Origin of the sequence: Trinickia sp. (assembly GCF_051954495.1) — a bacterium.
GTDB lineage: Bacteria > Pseudomonadota > Gammaproteobacteria > Burkholderiales > Burkholderiaceae > Trinickia.
The window spans coordinates 1-17,014 of the sequence record NZ_JBQCHR010000023.1; the positions used below are offsets into that span (position 1 = coordinate 1).

Annotated in this window: 12 protein-coding genes; 2 read left to right on the forward strand and 10 right to left on the reverse strand. The window is 63.8% G+C overall.

Features of this window, described 5'->3' with window-relative positions; all coding sequences use genetic code 11:
• Window positions 1–222 (reverse strand): alanine--tRNA ligase-related protein (locus ACTHNR_RS02850; protein ID WP_440545943.1); only part of this gene is annotated, 222 nt, incomplete at its 3' end.
• Window positions 223–397: 175 nt separating this feature from the next.
• Entirely contained in the window at window positions 398–649 is a 252-nt protein-coding gene (locus ACTHNR_RS02855; RefSeq protein ID WP_440545944.1) for a GlsB/YeaQ/YmgE family stress response membrane protein, read from the reverse strand.
• A 322-nt stretch (window positions 650–971) separates the two neighbouring features.
• Between ACTHNR_RS02855 and ACTHNR_RS02860 the strand changes: the two genes are divergently transcribed.
• Complete coding sequence (locus tag ACTHNR_RS02860; RefSeq protein WP_440545945.1) at window positions 972–2,192, forward strand: CaiB/BaiF CoA transferase family protein; 1,221 nt, start codon at window positions 972–974, stop codon at window positions 2,190–2,192.
• A 78-nt stretch (window positions 2,193–2,270) separates the two neighbouring features.
• Here the strand turns inward: ACTHNR_RS02860 and ACTHNR_RS02865 are convergent, their stop codons facing one another.
• Window positions 2,271–2,822, reverse strand: a complete 552-nt coding sequence (locus tag ACTHNR_RS02865) for an RBBP9/YdeN family alpha/beta hydrolase (protein ID WP_440545946.1) — start codon at window positions 2,820–2,822, stop codon at window positions 2,271–2,273.
• A gap of 284 nt (window positions 2,823–3,106) precedes the next feature.
• Here ACTHNR_RS02865 and ACTHNR_RS02870 point away from each other — a divergent pair, with 284 nt between their 5' ends.
• Window positions 3,107–4,813: a glutamine--tRNA ligase/YqeY domain fusion protein gene (locus ACTHNR_RS02870; RefSeq protein ID WP_440545947.1), complete on the forward strand. Its 1,707-nt coding sequence runs from the start codon at window positions 3,107–3,109 to the stop codon at window positions 4,811–4,813.
• 21 nt (window positions 4,814–4,834) lie between these two features.
• Here the strand turns inward: ACTHNR_RS02870 and ACTHNR_RS02875 are convergent, their stop codons facing one another.
• The 7 genes from ACTHNR_RS02875 to ACTHNR_RS02905 all read right to left on the reverse strand — a co-directional run bounded on the left by ACTHNR_RS02875 (window position 4,835) and on the right by ACTHNR_RS02905 (window position 17,008).
• The gene (locus ACTHNR_RS02875; protein WP_440545948.1) at window positions 4,835–5,284 is read right to left on the reverse strand and encodes an NUDIX hydrolase; all 450 of its coding nucleotides are present in this window, start codon (window positions 5,282–5,284) and stop codon (window positions 4,835–4,837) included.
• Window positions 5,285–5,503: 219 nt separating this feature from the next.
• Window positions 5,504–6,490, reverse strand: a complete 987-nt coding sequence (locus ACTHNR_RS02880; RefSeq protein ID WP_440545949.1) for a hypothetical protein — start codon at window positions 6,488–6,490, stop codon at window positions 5,504–5,506.
• A gap of 37 nt (window positions 6,491–6,527) precedes the next feature.
• Complete coding sequence (locus ACTHNR_RS02885; RefSeq protein ID WP_440545950.1) at window positions 6,528–7,499, reverse strand: hypothetical protein; 972 nt, start codon at window positions 7,497–7,499, stop codon at window positions 6,528–6,530.
• 37 nt (window positions 7,500–7,536) lie between these two features.
• Window positions 7,537–10,404: a hypothetical protein gene (locus ACTHNR_RS02890; protein ID WP_440545951.1), complete on the reverse strand. Its 2,868-nt coding sequence runs from the start codon at window positions 10,402–10,404 to the stop codon at window positions 7,537–7,539.
• 28 nt (window positions 10,405–10,432) lie between these two features.
• A complete protein-coding gene (locus ACTHNR_RS02895) occupies window positions 10,433–10,873 on the reverse strand; it encodes a hypothetical protein (protein WP_440545952.1) in 441 nt (146 codons plus the stop codon).
• Window positions 10,874–10,998: 125 nt separating this feature from the next.
• The gene (locus ACTHNR_RS02900; RefSeq protein ID WP_440545953.1) at window positions 10,999–16,281 is read right to left on the reverse strand and encodes an autotransporter outer membrane beta-barrel domain-containing protein; all 5,283 of its coding nucleotides are present in this window, start codon (window positions 16,279–16,281) and stop codon (window positions 10,999–11,001) included.
• Window positions 16,282–16,321: 40 nt separating this feature from the next.
• Window positions 16,322–17,008: a hypothetical protein gene (locus tag ACTHNR_RS02905; protein ID WP_440545954.1), complete on the reverse strand. Its 687-nt coding sequence runs from the start codon at window positions 17,006–17,008 to the stop codon at window positions 16,322–16,324.
• Window positions 17,009–17,014: the final 6 nt, after the last annotated feature.

Below are 17,014 nucleotides of genomic sequence, written 5' to 3' on the forward strand. Positions count from 1 at the left end.
GTTGTGCTTGCCGCCCGCGCGCACGCTGCGTTGGGCCGTCGTGGCGCGCGAGTAGGGGCGCGATTCCGCGCCGAGGAATACGTCTTTGAACTGCACCATTCCCGAATTGGTGAAGAGCAGCGTCGGGTCGTTGCCGGGCACGAGGCTCGACGAACGGACGATCGTATGGCCCTTCGATTCGAAGAACTTGAGGAATTTCTCGCGGATTTCGGCGGCTTTCATAGAAGACTGGGCGGACGGTCTCGACTGGAAACCGGCCTCGCCTTGCGGCTCATGGCGCTCGGCCGTTTTCCCCTAAGCGGCTCATTATACGGAATTGTCGAGCGCACGCCCTAGGCGCCGCCGCGTGGGCGGGGCGTCCGGACCCGCCCGCCAAGCCGGGCCCGGGGGAACGCGTTCAAACGACGCGCTTGATGAGACGAATGGCGAAGAGCAGTATTACCGCGCCGACGACCGCGACGATGAGCGAGCTGATCAACCCGTTACCGACGTTGATGTGCAGCGCTTGCGCCAACCATCCGCCGATGAACCCGCCGACGATCCCGACGATGATGTCGACCAGCACGCCGAAACCGCCGCCTTTCATGATGAGGCCGGCAAGCCAGCCCGCGATACCCCCGATGATCAAGGCGCCAATGAGATGCAGCATCGTGGTTTCTCCCGTATGTTCTGGATTTTGTTCCGCGCCGACGCTAATCGGCGCCTGCCCAGCCATGTCGCGCCGGCCGGCGCGACATGGCGTCGACAGTCTATCCGCTGCCGCCCCGTTTTGAACGTCGCCGGACGCACGATGACGATTGTTTATGCCGCCCGTCACGCATAGTGGTATTCGCCCCGCCGGATTGCCGGAGCCGGCGCCGCTACCCGACGGCGCGCGGCGGCAACAGCGGCCCGAGCCGCTCGGGTAACATCCCCTCATTGAAGCCGCCGGCCGGCTACCGCCATTCACTATTCGAGGAGACATCGACCGCATGGGAGCGCTCAGCCATATCCGCGTGCTGGACTTGACCCGCGTGCTCGCGGGCCCTTGGTGCGCGCAAACGCTTGCCGATCTCGGCGCCGACGTGATCAAGGTCGAACGCCCCGGCGCGGGGGACGACACGCGCCACTGGGGGCCCCCTTACCTGAAAACCCCGGACGGCGCCGATACGCGCGAAGCGGCCTATTACCTATGCGCCAATCGCAACAAGCGCTCGGTCACCGTCGACATCGCCACGCCGGAGGGCCAGGCTATCGTGCGTGAGCTGGCGCGCACGAGCGACGTCGTGCTGGAGAACTACAAGGTCGGCCAGCTCAAGAAGTACGGGCTCGATTACGAATCGCTGAAAGCGGTCAAACCCGACATCGTGTACTGCTCGGTCACGGGCTTCGGCCAAACCGGGCCGCTCGCGGAGCGCGCAGGTTACGACTTCATCGTGCAGGGCATGGGCGGTTTCATGAGCATCACGGGCGAGCGCGACGCCCTGCCCGGCGGCGGCCCGCAAAAAGCCGGCGTCGCGATCGCCGACCTCATGACCGGCATGTACGCGACGGTGGGCGTGCTCGCCGCGCTGGCGCACCGCGACCGCACGGGGGAAGGCCAGGCCATCGACATGGCGCTGCTCGACGTGCAGGTGGCCATGCTCGCGAACGTCGGCTCGAACTATCTCGCGAGCGGCAAGGCGCCTCAACGCTGGGGCAATGCCCACCAGAACATCGTGCCGTACCAAGCGTTCCAGACGAGCGACGGCTGGATCATCGTGGCCGTCGGCAACGACGGGCAATTCCGCAAATTCGCCGAGGTGGGCGGCCGGCCGGAGCTTGCCGACGACATCCGATTCGCCACGAATCCCGAACGCGTGCGTCACCGCGACATCCTGGTGCCGATCGTCGCCGACATGGTCAAAACACGCGGCAAGCGCGAGTGGATCGAGGCGTTGGAGGCGGCCGGCGTGCCGTGCGGCCCGATCAACGACGTGGGGGAAGTTTTCGCCGACGAGCAAGTGCGCGCCCGCGGCATGCGCGTGGAAGTGCCGCATCCGAGCGGCGCAACGGCCCCGCTGGTACGCAATCCGATTCGCATGAGCGCGACGCCACCCGAAGTGCGCAGCGCGCCGCCGACGCTCGGCGAACATACGGAAGCCGTCCTACGCGACGTGCTGGGCTACGACGAGGCTGCCATAGCCGCGCTGCGTGGAAAATCGGTGATTTGACTCAAGCGTGGGGCACCTTGGCGAACGTGCCCCTCCCCCTCGCCTCGCGCGCTGGCTGGTTCCCGGGCAAAAGCGCGCTTAGGCGGCCAGCGACGCGAGCCAGCGCCGCCCTTCTTCCCAATCGCCTAGGCCGCTGTCGGCGTTGATGTGCCCGCGCGTGCCGATTTCGATCAAACGGCTGCCCCAGCCCGCCGCGCACCGGCGAGCAAAGGCCAGGCCGCCGTACGGGTCGTCGCTGCTCGCCACGACGATCGACGGAAACGGCAGCGGCGCCAGCGCGATGTCCTCGTACCCGCTCGCATCGCGCGGAAACGCCGGACCGCTCGGATCGGGCGGCGCGACGAGCAACGCTGCGGCGATCTTCCCGAGTTGGGCCGCGTCCGCCTGGCGCAACGCCCACTGCGCCGCGGTCAGGCAACCGAGACTATGCGCCGCCAAGCAGATCGGCCCGCTCGGCGCGGCCGCGATCGTTGCATCGAGCGTGTCGCACCAGGCGTCGCGCACGGGACGATCCCAATCGGGCATCGCCACGCGCACGAACGAAGGATCGAGCGCCTCCCAGCGCGTTTGCCAATGGCCGGGGCCGGAATTCCCGTAGCCGGGCAATACGAAAGTCGTTATCGGGTTCATGGGGCGGTGCGGTTATGTCGTCGAGCCCAGCCCGCAATGGCCGGGCTGTTGCCTCGGCGCGCAGCGGCCGCCGAGGATCGGATCCGCAAGCGTAATGGATTGCATGGCAAAAGGCTAACGTTAGCGCCCACGGAGTCGACACAGAACACCTGCCCAAGGGAGAAACCTCACGTCCGCCCTCCCGCGGACGAGCGCTTCGGGCAGGCTCGCGCCTCCTTTAGGTAGAATGGACGGATTGCCGCGGGCCCGCCGCGCTTAACTTTCCGCCGATTCCCGACTTTCGCATGAACAACGAACGCAACGACGCCGCGACCACGCCGTCCAATTTCATCCGCAACATCATCGATGAGGACAACCGCACGGGCAAATGGGGCGGCCGTGTCGAAACGCGCTTTCCGCCCGAGCCGAACGGCTATCTGCATATCGGCCACGCAAAGAGCATCTGCTTGAATTTCGGCGTCGCGCGCGATTACGGCGGCGTCTGCCATTTGCGCTTCGACGATACGAACCCGGAAAAGGAAAGCATCGAGTACGCCGATTCGATCATCGACGCCGTGCGCTGGCTCGGTTTCGAATGGGAGAAGGACGGCAAGTCGCACCAATATTTCGCGAGCGACTACTACGACAAGCTCTATCAGTACGCCGAACTCTTGATCCAGCGCGGCAAGGCTTACGTCGACAGCCAAAGCGCGGACGACATGCGTGCCAACCGCGGCTCGCTGACCGAGCCGGGCAAGAATTCGGCTTACCGCGATCGCGCGCCCGAGGAAAACCTCGACCTGTTCCGGCGCATGAAGGCAGGCGAGTTCAAGGAAGGCGAGCATGTGCTTCGCGCGAAGATCGACATGGCTTCGCCGAATATGACCATGCGCGACCCGGTGCTCTACCGCATCCGCTTCGCGCATCATTACCGCACGGGCGACGCGTGGTGCGTGTACCCGATGTACGATTACGCGCACTGCGTTTCCGACGCGATCGAAAACATCACGCATTCGCTGTGCACGCTCGAATTCGAAGACCACCGCCCGCTCTACGACTGGGTGCTGAACGAGCTGGCCGAGGCCGGCGTCTTCACGCGGCCGCTGCCGCAGCAGATCGAATTCTCGCGGCTGAACCTCACTTACGCGATCACGAGCAAGCGCAAGCTGCTGCAGCTCGTGACGGAAGGCCACGTCGACGGCTGGGACGATCCGCGCATGCCCACGATCGTCGGCGTACGCCGGCGCGGCTTCACGCCCGAAGGGATCAGGCTGTTCTGCGATCGCATCGGCGTGACCAAGGTCGATTCGTGGATCGATATGAGCGTGTTCGAAGGCGCGCTGCGCGACGATCTCGACGAAAAGGCCCCGCGTACCGTGGCCGTGCTCGACCCGCTCAAGCTCGTCATCGACAACTTCCCGGCCGATCTGTCGGAACCTTGCACGGCGCCCGTTCACCCGCACCACCCCGAGCGCGGGCAACGTCATTTCCCGATCACGCGCGAACTCTGGATCGAGCGCGAGGATTTCACCGAAACGCCGCCGAAAGGCTATTTCCGGCTGTTCCCCGGCAACAAGGTTCGCCTGCGCTACGGGTACGTGATCGAATGCACGGGCGCGGAGAAAGACGAGCACGGCAACATCGTCGCCGTTCATTGCAACTACTTCCCCGACAGCAAATCGGGCACGGACGGCGCCAACAACTACAAGGTCAAGGGCAACATTCACTGGGTCAGCGCGGTCAGCGCCGTGCTGGCCGAAGTACGGCTCTACGATCGCCTGTTCAAGGAAGCACAGCCCGACGCGGGCGGGCGCAACTTCCTCGAAGCGCTCAATCCCGATTCGAAGCGTGTCGTGCAAGCTTACTTGGAGCCGGGGGCCGAGGCGTTGCAGCCCGAAGATCGCTGCCAGTTCGAGCGTCACGGCTACTTCGTCGCCGATCGCTACGACTCGCAGCCGGGCAAGCCCGTGTTCAACCGCATCGTGGGCCTGCGCGACAGCTGGGGCAAGTAAATGCGCGCGCGGCTGCGCGCGTCACAATGTCCGGTGCAGCTCGTCCAGCGACAGCGCCGTGGCGAATAGACGCGTGAGGCTGCCGCTCGCGTATTGCTCCATTTCTCCCGGCGTCACCCATCGGAATGCGTCCATCTCGGGGATGGACGCACCGTTCCTGCGGCTCGGAAACATGGACGTACACACGCAGCGCGCGAGATCGACTTCGCCGGCTTCGATGCGCGCAGCGAACAAATGCAAATCCTTGTCGCGCCGATACGCGAAGCGGCCCAAATCCTTGAGCCGCCGCGGCGCCAGGTCGATGCCCGTTTCCTCGCGAAGCTCGCGCAACGCGGCGTCGATCGGCGCCTCCCCCGGGTCGCCCTGCCCTTTCGGAATATCCCAATGCGCGGTTTCGGTGGCGTGCGCCAGCAAAACGCGACCGTGGGCGTCGAGCAAGATCACACCGCATGAAAGCGTTCGCTCGGTCATCGACGCCGCTCGCATGCGCGTCGCCGCGCCAAACCGTTTAGTTTCGCCTCGCCTCGCATAGCCGCTCCTATCTCGATCTTGTTCGGATGATAGCGGCAAGCGCCGGACATGATGCCGTCGAATTCGTTGGCGAACGCTAACGGAGTCGGTGCGGGCTCCGATGTCGAGGACAACGCCATGACTTTCGGTTTCCCATCGCTGCGTCGTCGAACCGCCTCGCTAATCAAGCCCGAAGATCGGCTGATCGCTATCGTGCAGCAGCCAAAGCTTTTTCTCCGGGGAGAAAAACGCGCCCACGTAGCGGTCCATCGTGTTCATGTCGCTGAGCGAGCCCGGCAGATAGATAGGGCTACCGCTCACCGCACTGCCGTCGTTCGACGAATACTTCAATAGGTTGCCGAATTGAAGACGGGCCGACTCGAGCATGACCGACACGAACGAAGCGGCGTCATATGACGGGAGCTGGACGTAAAACGTCAGTCCGAAGCCGACGATGTCGTCGAATTTGTTGGAGACTCCCAGCACTGTCGGTCTACTCCCCGATGTCGAAGGTTGCGGGCTGACATTCAGGTGCGGCAAGGTCACTGCCATGAAATCCAACTCGACCGGCTCGGCGCCTGAGCCGGCGCTCACGAAATAAGCCCCCGTCTTCGCGCTCGTCGCATTCGTCGTTCCGGTCTTGCCCGGTTCGACGCGCACGCTCGGTGGATCGAACGTCACCGTCCCCGTTGCTTCCGAAAGGGTGACGGTAGCCCCTTGCGTCGGATCGGAGAGCGTCACTTCCAGCGTGATGGCCGTTTTGCCGTCCGCCGGCACGAAGTTGTTTTTCGGGTTGAGCGTCGCGCCATAGCCCGTGAACGTGAAGGTCGCCGTTTGAAGCGTACGGTCGGGATCGGTTTCCCAATAACCCTTCAACTCGCCTTTATCGACCGGCTTGCTGCCGGAGAACAACACGGGCGAAACGATACGGCCCGAACCGAGGCGCGTCATACGAGACGTTTGGTTCGTGAGGGAATCCGTGAACGTAGCGCCGGAATCGGCCGGAAGTTCGAATATGACCTTGATGGCCGGGTCGGGGGCCGAATAGACGTCGTCGTAATTGACATAGGCTTTCGCGTCGACGCTGACCGTGCTGTGGCCGTCGGCGGGTTGTGGCGGCAGATCGCCCGACGGGATCAGCGACAGCCCGTTCTGCGCTTTATTCATGATTTTCCCCAATCGGCACGTCGTCGAACGCGCAAGGCTAGACGATGCCGAAGATCGGCTGATCGCTCCTGTGCAACAGCCAAAGGTTTTTCTCCGTGGAGAAAAACGCGCCCACGTAGTAGTCCGTCTTCACATCGCTCGTGGTCTGCGGCATGTCGACATAGTTACCGTCCACGGCACTCCCATCGTTCGTCAAAAAATCGAATGTGTTACCGGATTGAGGACTGGTCGACTCGAGCATGATCGACACGAACGGAGAAACGCTAGGAGACGAGAAAACGACGTAAAACCGCTGTACCGAGCCGGAGATGCTGAATTGATTGGCGTCCATCAGAAAAGTCGGCGCGTCCCGCTGTGTCGAGGCGCTCCTAAAGAACCCGGACGACAAAGACGTCGCCAGGAAATCCAGCTCGACCGGCGTGACGCCCGAGCCGCCGCCCACGAAATATGCCCCCGCCTTTTTGCACGTCACGTTCGTGGTCGCGGTCTGGCCCGCTTTGAGGTCAACGCTCGGTGGATCGAACGTGACCGTCCCGGTCGCCTCGGAAAACTTGAGCGTGCCCTCTTGCGCCGGGTCGGAGAGCGTCACTTCCAGCGTAATAGGCGTTTTGCCGTCCGCCGGCACGAAATTGTTTTTCAGGCTGATCTTCGGGCCCGTGCCCTTGAACGTGAAGGGCGCCGTTTGCAGTGTATCGTCGGGATCGCTTTCCCAATAGGCCTTCAACTGGCCGTTGTCGATGGGTTTGCTGCTGCAAAACAAGACGGGTGACTCGATTTCGCCTGAACTGACGCGCGTCGCTCGAGAGGTTTTGCTCGTGTGCGAATCCGTGAACGTAGCGCCGGAATCAGCCGGAAGTTCAAATATGACGTTGATGGACGAGTCAGGTGTCGAATAGCTGCCGTCGGACTCCACATAGGCTTTCGCGTCGGCGCTGATGGTGCTCTGGCCATCCGCCGGTTCCGCTCCGGGGTTTAAGCTCAGCGTCAGTCTGTTCTGCATTTTGTTCATGGTTTTCTCCAATCGGTGCGTCGTCGAACCGGCGTGTTCATGCGCCGACGGGTTGAACGAACGACGGATAGGCGAACACCACGTCCTTGACGCCGGCCGCCGAGACCTGGATCTTGGCCACCCCGGCCGTTTTGCTATAGACGTCGACGATTGCCCATCCGTCCGGCTGCCCCGCTTTTTTGTTGATGGACACGGTCGTATGCGTCAATTGTCCCGCTGGATCGAAGCTCGCAGCGCCTGCCACGACATCCGCCACGAGTTCCGACACTGACGAGCCGGCGTCGACGACGACATAGATCTGCGCCGAAACGGTACCGTCGCAGGGCACGCCACGTGTGTATCCCCAGCTTTCGATCAATGCGAAATTCTCCGTCGGAGGGGGCATCATCATCGGGAAGAACTCGGCGGTCTTTTGAATCGGAGGGATAGCGAGCAAGTTTTGATCGGCGCCATCTATCAGGGAATGCGGCGCCACTCGGACCGACAATCCGAGGTCACGCGAGTCGCTGGGCATGCGCACGGCGAGCCGCTTCACTTGATCGGCGCCCATCGCGAAAATGTAATACCCGACGGAGGTCTGAGCGCCGTCGACCACCGTCGCGCCGTCGTCGACCAGCACGATATAGCGCAGGCCCGCCGGGCCATAGATGGTGAGCGCATTGCTGGGCGTAAATCCCGTCAGATCGTTCGGGTCGAGCTTGGGTGCGCCGGCCGAAACGATCATGTCGAGCCGGCTCCCCGGGCCACCGTGCTGCGCGACGTACTGCTCCAGGTACGACTTCGAAACGAGGCTCCGATCCGTCATGGGGTAGTTGGGGTCGTCGATCTGCGCGACGCTATTGCCGGCCACATAGAACGCATGCACGCCCCCCGATGCGATCGTGTACTTCAGGACGCCCGGCTGCGCATAGAGCGACGCCACCGCGTTCGGGCCTACGGTCATCCCCGTTTGAAACGCGTGCAAACCGGTCCACTTGGGGCTGATGCTTTGATCGAGCCCCAGCACCGCGTCCGAGCGCATGTAGGTCGCGGCCGTGCCTGCGCTCACGGCGTTGCCGATGCTCACGGCCACCGGCTTCGGGGTGCCTGGCTGCACGGCACTTGCGCTACCGCTGTGCGCGTCGACGTAGGCCTTCGAAACGAGGCTCGTGCCGCCCGTCGGGCTAGCGGGATTGTCGATCTGCGCGACGGCGTTCGCGCCCACATAAAACTTATGCACTCCACCGGTCGCGATCGTGTACGCCAGTGCGCCCTGCTGGACGTTGAACGATCCCGTCGAAGCGCCGCTCAAGTTCAACCCGGCGTGATACGTGTGCGCAGCCGTCCAGTTCGGGCTCATGCCTTGATCGAGGCCGAGCACCGCGTCCGAGCGCAGGTAAGTCGTCGCCGTGCCCGCGCTCACGGCGTTGCCGATGCTCACGGCCACCGGCTTCGGCGTGCCTGGCTGCACGGTGGCGCCGGTGACGTGCTGGTCGACGTACGACTTCGAAACGAGGCTCGCGCCGCCCGTCGGGTTAGCGGGATTGTCGATCTGCGCGACGGCGTTCGTGCCCACGTAGAACGCATGCACGCCCGATCCGATCGTGTACTTAAGCAGGCCCGTCTGCGCATTGACCACGCCCTCGGCGCTCGGACCTACGCTTAGCCCGGCCTGAAACGCATGTGAAGCGCTCCACTTCGGACTGATCCCTTGATCGAGCGCAAGGACCGCGTCCGAGCGCATGTAGGTCGCCGCCGTGCCATCGCTTACGGCGTTGCCAACGCTCACGGCCGGGCGCTTCGGTGTCCCCGGCTGTAAAGCGCTGCCGCCGACGTGGTTGTCGACGTACGACTTCGAAACGAGGCTCGTGGCGCCCGTCGGACTGGAGGGATTGTCGATCTGTGCAATGGCGTTCGTACCCACGTAGAACGCATGCACACCCGATCCGACCGTGTATTTCAGCAGGCCCGGCTGCGCATTGACCGCACCCTCGGCGTTCGGACCTACGTTCAGCCCGGCGTGAAACGCATGCGCGGCGGTCCACTTCGGGCTGATGCCTTGATCGAGCGCAAGCACCGCATCCGAGCGCATGTAAGTCTTCGCCGTGCCCGCGCGCACGCCGCTGCCGATGCTCACCGCCGGCTGATTCGGATCCCCTGGCTGCACAGTGGCGCTGGCGACGTGCTGGTCGACGTACGAGTCGACGTACGACTTCGAAACAAGGCTCGCACCGCCCGTGGGATTGGCGGGATTGTCGATTTGCGCGACGGGGTTCGCGCCCACGTAGAACGCATGCACGCCCGATCCGATCGTGTACTTCAGCAGGCCCGTCTGCGCATTGACTGCCCCCTCCGAGTGGGGGCCTACGTTCAGCCCAGCTTGAAACGCATGCGCGGCGCTCCAGTTCGGGCTGATCCCTTGATCGAGCCCAAGCACCACGTCCGAGCGCATGTAGGTCGTGGCCGTGCCCGCGCTCACGGCGTTGCCGATGCTCACGGCCACCGGCTTCGGCGTGCCTGGCTCCACGGCGCTTGAGCCGCCGCTGTGCGCGTCGACGTACGACTTCGAAACGAGGCTCGAACCGGCCGCCGGATTGGCGGGATCGTCGATCTGCGCGACGGCGTTCGTGCCCACATAGAACGCATGCACGCCCGATGCGACCGTGTACTTCAGCGCGTCCTTCTGCGCATTGACCGAGCCCTCGGCGTTCGGGCCTACGTTCAGTCCGGCCTGAAACGCATGCAAGGCGGTCCACTTCGGGCTGATGCCTTGATTGAGCGCAAGCGTCGCATCGGCCGGGATGTAGAAAGGAAGCACTCCTACTGTCGCCTCCAGGTCGACCAGACGGTAGCTCGTGCCTGGCTGCAAATCGGGACTCTGGGCGCTTTCGGAGCTCTCGGGGTCTCGCGTCTTATATTCGCTCATTGCCACTCTCCTTGAATGCTCCGATAGGTCAGCACACGACGATCAACACGAACCCTGCTGCCTTAGTCTCCTGCGCCCAGGCATCTGCATCGCCGCTGATCGTGATGAGCGAACCCGCTTTGAGATTCGTGGCCTTCAAATTGAATGTCCCGCTCGTCTGGCCTTGCTTGAACGTAATCGTTCCAGCCTGAGAATCGTCGACGCTGACGTCGAACACCACGCCCGCCGCACCGGCCGGCGCCACCTTCAATGTGGCGATGTTCGGCGCGCTGTTGCTGAGTGCGCCGTCATGCAAGACGAGCCACCGAGTAATCGTCCCCGACCCTGCGCTGTAGTCCGAAACGAGCCCCGTATAGAACACCCCAAAACGCATCTGCTCGGACAACGTTCCGTCCGGCGCGACGGACAACGCACCGCCCTGCTGAATCTTGACGCCCCCCACGTGGGTCGTCGTGGCTATCGGCAACATCGCTGTACTCTCCCGTTTCAAAGATGTCCGTCGAACCGATCGAGCCTATCCAACGGTGCGAGCCGCCCCTGGCGCCCCGCGCAATGCGTACGAAGCCGAGCGCCGCGCAGGCGCGCTATTCGCCGCTAAAAGCTGTATCGCAGGCCCAGTGTCGCAGCGACGGTGCTCGCCCCCGAGCCCAGACGCTGCAGGCCACTCAACTCGCCGTAGATGGACAGATTCGGCGTCAAGAGGCCGCTCGCCCCAACCCCCACCTGCACGGCGGCGCCGGACTTGGCGACATCGAACGATTGCCCGGACAGCGTCACCGAAGGCGAATTGATCCACGTATTCGAAAAATCGACGCGCACGTACGGCCTAAACGAAGTCGTGCCGGGGGCCAACATCGAGAAGCGCACGCCCAGCAATCCGGTGAAGGCGAGCAAATCGCTCGTCCCCACCGTGACGCCGTCGCCGTCGGTGCGGTCTTGGAAGTGCAGCAGCTGCGTGAGCACGCGCGCATGCGGTTCGACTTCGAGGCCGCCCGGAACGACCGGCAGCGTGAAGGCCCGCCCCATCTCGATCGAGCCGTCGAAACCGCTCGCGTGAATTCGCCCGACTTCGCCGCGCTGCGACGTGCTGACCGTGCCTCGGTACAAGCCCGCCGAGAACAGGCCGTCGACATACCAGCCGTCCTTGCGTTGCCACGTTCCGGTCAACGCCACGCTGAACGCGGAAATCGACGCCTTGCTCGATTCGGCGGCGGCCGCTTGCGGATCGACGGGCGAATCGCCCAACGTGACGGCCGTTCCAAGCCTAAAGTCGTGATCGGCGCTGCGCCGATGCAGCCAGTCCGCGCCGAACTGCAAGGCGGTAATGGACTGCCCGAAGTCGTAGCCGTAATCCGCGAAACTGCGGCTCGAGTGGTAGACACTGCGGCTATCGATCGTGCGCGCGAATACGTCCTCGACTTTCACGCCAGGCTCGAACGCCCCGTGCCGCACATCGCCGAGACGGCGATAAAGGTTGTCCGCCACGATCGACTCGTAGTTCTGCAAGGCAAGCGGCACAGTCAGATAGCTGCTGCCCTGAGGGAGCAGCGTCGCATGCCCACTTCCGTCCGGCGGCGTGCCCGGTTGAACGTTTCCGCTCGAATCGGTGTAGGACGTTTGCAGTCGATAGTCCCATTGCGGGGTCTGCCCGTTCGGCAGCAGGCTCTGCGACGGGTCGGGCAACGCATAGCTGCCCGGCCCATACGCGAAGATGCGGTACTGGTACGGGCTACCCGCTCCCGCCACGTAGCCGCCTTTGAGCGTAAATGCGTTCGCGCTCGATGCACCGCCCACTTGCACCAGAGAAATCCCTTCGTTGGGCATCGGCTGGTTGTTCTGCGCCGTGTTCGTATTCGCTCCGGCGCCCGAGGTCGTCAAACTCAGTTGCGTTTGTCCGGAGACATTTCCGGCAACGACGAGGCGATCGGTCTGTTGATCGGAAAGCGGACCGCCGGCGTTCAGTTCCGTGCGCAGGTTGATCGACCCGCCGCCTTGGTAATCGCCGTTGACCGTGAGCGTTTGGTATGCCGGAGACTGACTCGCGTGAGCGGCCGCGGCGCTCCGCGCGTCGCCCCCCACCGAAATCGATCCGAGGTTCGTCAAACCGGCGAGCGTCGTATCGGCCGTCATGTTCCAACTGCTCGTACCGTCGATCGACAGCGTCGCGGCCGCGCCGTTCGTCAACGAAGGCGCGCCGGTGTACGTGCTGTTATCGGACAGATGAAGCGCCAGCACGCTTCCCGCGCCGTCGGCGGCGAGCACATTGCCGATCAGGCTTTGTTCGCTCGCATTGAGCGTGCCGACGCCGCCCGTGACGCGGTAGGTCGCGCCGCCGGCCGTCACTTGCGTATTGCCGCTCAGGTTCAGCGTGCTCGTTCCGTTTGCGACGATCGCATCGCCTTGGCTCGCGACCGTCGAGCCATTCAGGGTGACCGTCGTGCCGGCCGCTTGCACGATCGCCGCCTGCCCCGACGCCGCGAGCGTCGTAGCATCCACCGTCACGGCGTGCAGGTCGAGCGCGCCGTCGCTGACGATAGCCTGCCCGAGCACGCCGCCGTTCGTGAACGTGAGCCCACCGGCGCCCGTCTTCGTCAGCGTCTGTCCGCTGCCCGAGATGCTGCCGAGCGTCGCCGTCGTCGATGCAGTGCCGTCCACCTGCACCGCACCGGCCGCTTGCAGTTGAAGCTGCCGCGACGAATTGAACGTGCCCCCGTCGCCGATCTCCAAGTTGCCGCCGCCGAGCACGACTTCGCGTTCGAAGCGCGTATCGCCAAGGTTCGCATCGTCGGTCACTTTCAGCGTACCGTCCAAAATCCGCGTGTTGCCGACATACCCGTTCACGCCCGAGAGCGTCGTGGTGTTGGAGCCCGTCTTGACGACGAACACGCCTCCGTCGATCTGCTCTGCGTCCACCGTGTCGCCCGCGTTCCCGCCTAGCGTGATCTTGTCGTTGCCGCCGATGATGCCGCCGGCTGCAGCGTTGCCGCCGTCCGTGACATGCAGCTTCGCCCAGTCGTTGGCGCTCACGCCGCTCGAATCGAAGGTCGCGTCGGACAGATCGAGCCAACCGCCGTTCAGCTCGAACGTGTGATCGAACTGAGATGGATCGGCGATGTTGCGCAGCTGCAAGACCCCGTCCGCGATGACCGTCGAGCCCGTGAAGCCGAACGCATTGACGCCCGACATCGTCTGCGTGCCGCTGCCCTGCTTGACGACGTTGCCGTAGCCGGAAATCGTCCCGCCGAAGTGGTAATTGCCTGCGCCGTTCAGCAAGAGATCGGTCGCCGATCCGCTGCTGTTGCCCAGCTTGATCTGGGCGGTCGTTCCCGCGTTCGACGCTTCGACGCCCGCGAGGGTGAACCCGCCCTGACCGTTTCCGCTGATATCGAGCGTACCGCCCGTATTGGCGCCGTCGTCGAACACGAATCGATTGGACGACACCGCCTGGCCCGCGATCGCAAGCGTGCCGCTGCCGATCGTCACATCGCCCGCGAAACCGAAAACGCGCGACCCCGAGAACGTCTGTACCGTCCCAGCGCCGCCGCGCACGATCACACCGCCGCTTCCGTCGATTGCGCCGGAGAAGGTTTGCGGCGTACTCGCGCCGTCGAGAATCAGATTCGACGATGCGTTCGTGCCGCCGTCGGTCAATTGCACCGTGCCGCTTCCCGAGATCGCGCCCAGCTCGAAGCTGCCCTGATTGTTGCCGATATTCAGCGTGCCGGCCGCACCGAGCTCGAACAGCTTCGGTCCGTTCGCGTCCTTGCCGATTGCCCCCCCAGCCACCGCCAGCGTCCCGCCGTTGATTTGCGTGGCGCCGGTATAGTCGAATGCGCTCTGCCCGGAGAAGGTCTGCGTGCCCGCGCCGCTCTTGATCAAAGAACCGGCGCCTTCGATCGCGCCGCTGAAGGTGCCGGATACGCCGGCGGCGCCGTCGATGACGAGACTATTGCCGCCGAGATTGACGAGCCCGTTCGTGCTGCCCGTCCCGTCCGATGCAAGCGCGCCGACGGCAAGCGATTGCGTCCTGCCGCTCAGGTCCAGTTCGCCGCGCGTGCTGGCCCCGCTGCCCTGGCTGATCGCGACGAGGGATCCCGAAGCGCTCGCGGTGTCGTCATTGAAATCGAGCACGCCGCCCGCACCGGCAAGCAAGGCCGCTCCACCCGCCTGGGCGCCTTGCGTGAACTGCACCGTTCCGCCCGCTTCGGCCTTGACCGCGTAAGTGCCGGCAGGCAGCCCCGCGAGCGCGCTCAGATTCTGTCCGTCGAGAACCAGCGTGGCGGCGTTGCGTGCGCCGATGGCCGCAGCGCCGGGGGCCTGCACCGTAATCGCCGACGCACTGAGCCCAAGCGAAGCGAACCCCACCGAGAACGGGTGCGGCGTGTTCGTCCCATCATAGAGATCGAGGCCGTCGGCGACGAACCCGTAGGCGTTGGCGCCGTCGGTCGCCAAGGAAGTCGACGGCGAGAAGACCGCCGTCACGTTAGCGACGTTTCCGGACAAAGGCGTATAAACGACCGCGCTCGCACCGTCCGCGTGCGTGTGGACGGTAACGCCCGAGCCCGTCGAAAAAGACCCCTTGCGCAAATAAATGCCCGGGGCGCCGGCGCCGTAGGTTTGGATATCGGTGCTCGCCAAGATGATCGAACCATCGAGCAGCCGTACGCCGGCGGCATTGGGGTACGGCACACCGGTATTGATCGGCGACAAATCCGCGGCCCCTCGGGTGACGATCGAGTTGGTGCCGGTGGCGCCATCCAGCGTGATTTTCCCGTTCCTGTTCGGTTCGACGTCGATGCCGCCCGTGCCCGTGCCGGTCACGTCCACCGCAAGCTGCGACCCGGTGAGGATACCGTTTGACAAGGTCAGTGCGGAGCTATCAATCATGTCGGAGGTCAACCGCACGTTTCGCAAGTCGAGTGCGCCACGCGTCAGGTTGATGTTATAGCCCTCCGTGCCCCGACCGCCGACTGCGCTGTTCGCCGTCAGATCGATGGCCAGGTTCTTGAGCGCACTCGTCGTATCGCTCGATCCATAGTTCAATCCCGTCGAATATCCGCTGTTCACGCCACCGACATTGATCGCGCTTTGCGACGGATCGCCGCCGTCGAGGACGATGCTCGTGGTAGCGCTCATCGCCACGCCGTTCTTGCTCGAATGAACGTTCAACAGCCCGGTAAAGTCCAATCTCGCGTTGCCGGTCATGTTGATCGCGCTTAGCGTAGGAGCGAACAGCGTGCCGATCGCCAGCGTGTTCTGCGTGCCCGCGCTGAGGAGTGCGGTGCCAGAGCCGACGCCGGAGAGAACGATACCGTACAGCCCGCCCGTATCCACGCTCAGCACCGAATTGCGCACCGTGAGCGTGGCCGATGTGCTTCCGGCTGAGTCGACTACGACCCCTTGGGCGCCTGTGGCGCCCACGTTCGCACTGAAGTTGGCGTTGTCCAACAGCACGACGGCGTTCGTCGGCGACAACGACGATGTCCTCACTACGAGGCCGTTCATAGCGGTCGTATTTGACGCGGACACGGACAACGCGTGCGTTCCGCTGAAGGTGACCGACGCATCGCTCGTCGCCGCAGCGGCGGGCTCGACGGAAATGAACGAGGTCAGCGCCGCGACTCGTCCGGCGGGCAACAAATAGGTGTCGTAATAGGTGTCGTCGCCCGAGGCGGTAACGGGAGCGCCGCCCGTGCCGTCGACCGTCATGACGGTGCCAGTGCCCGTCCCAGAGCCCGAAACCGCGTAGACGTTCGTGCACGACGGCACGTCCTGGTTGACCGCGCCAGCCATCGAGCTGAAGCTCGAGCAAGCGACGGCGTATCCGCTGTGCCCCCACACGGAAAGTACGGCCAGACAGAGAGTAGTGCGTTTCAAACTCGTATCGCCCATTAATCGATCGATTGCTTTCTGACAGCTACAAAAGAAGCGAGAAGTTCAGCATCTGCTGCGACGTGACAATGCTTTGCACGAGGATTAAGTCGGAACGTTCCAACGTCAGGCATGGATTCTTGAGCGTCGCATTCCACTGACCGCCGCCGGCGTCGTAGACAATGTCTCCGACGTCCCCCGCTTCCCCACCGTACGGCTTCCAAACGATCTTCAACGCCGCGTCCGAGGAAGGAGGCTCGCCGACAGGCACGATGATCGGATCGTTCTGCAGGAGCAATCTGAAGGACGGAACAGCCCACACACCGATCACGCTCGGGTGCAGGCGCGAACCTGCGGGATAAACGCCATTGGCTTTCACGATGTACCGCGGCACGAAAGGCGCCATCGAATCAATCAGATTCACCGTGACGGCCGGGGAATGTTGTCCGCCGCATTCATACGAAACATCGTAGCTGTTCCCCGTCGGCGGCAATTCGCTTCTCAGGAAGGGGCAATCTATAACCACACGACTTGGATTCGCAATCGGAAACTTCTTACTCTTACTTCCAAACGTGACGATGACGTACTTTGCGTTCGAATCGGGCAGCAAAACGCTGACGACGACAGGGTCGCCCTCGTCTCCTTGATTCCCCGGGTTCGGCGGGTTGAGGAACTGCAAATCGAGCTGGTTGTGACTGTCTAGTTGAAATAGGCGCGGGGCGGTCAGGGTCATGGCGAA

Bases quoted from the DNA above. Each gene is read 5' to 3' on its own strand.
- ACTHNR_RS02875 (WP_440545948.1), bottom strand. From the start codon at position 5,284: ATGACCGAGCGAACGCTTTCATGCGGTGTGATCTTGCTCGACGCCCAC.
- ACTHNR_RS02895 (WP_440545952.1), bottom strand. From the start codon at position 10,873: ATGTTGCCGATAGCCACGACGACCCACGTGGGGGGCGTCAAGATTCAG.
- ACTHNR_RS02890 (WP_440545951.1), bottom strand. From the start codon at position 10,404: ATGAGCGAATATAAGACGCGAGACCCCGAGAGCTCCGAAAGCGCCCAG.
- ACTHNR_RS02855 (WP_440545944.1), bottom strand. From the start codon at position 649: ATGCTGCATCTCATTGGCGCCTTGATCATCGGGGGTATCGCGGGCTGG.
- ACTHNR_RS02885 (WP_440545950.1), bottom strand. From the start codon at position 7,499: ATGAACAAAATGCAGAACAGACTGACGCTGAGCTTAAACCCCGGAGCG.
- ACTHNR_RS02870 (WP_440545947.1), top strand. From the start codon at position 3,107: ATGAACAACGAACGCAACGACGCCGCGACCACGCCGTCCAATTTCATC.
- ACTHNR_RS02865 (WP_440545946.1), bottom strand. From the start codon at position 2,822: ATGAACCCGATAACGACTTTCGTATTGCCCGGCTACGGGAATTCCGGC.
- ACTHNR_RS02905 (WP_440545954.1), bottom strand. From the start codon at position 17,008: ATGACCCTGACCGCCCCGCGCCTATTTCAACTAGACAGTCACAACCAG.
- ACTHNR_RS02880 (WP_440545949.1), bottom strand. From the start codon at position 6,490: ATGAATAAAGCGCAGAACGGGCTGTCGCTGATCCCGTCGGGCGATCTG.
- ACTHNR_RS02860 (WP_440545945.1), top strand. From the start codon at position 972: ATGGGAGCGCTCAGCCATATCCGCGTGCTGGACTTGACCCGCGTGCTC.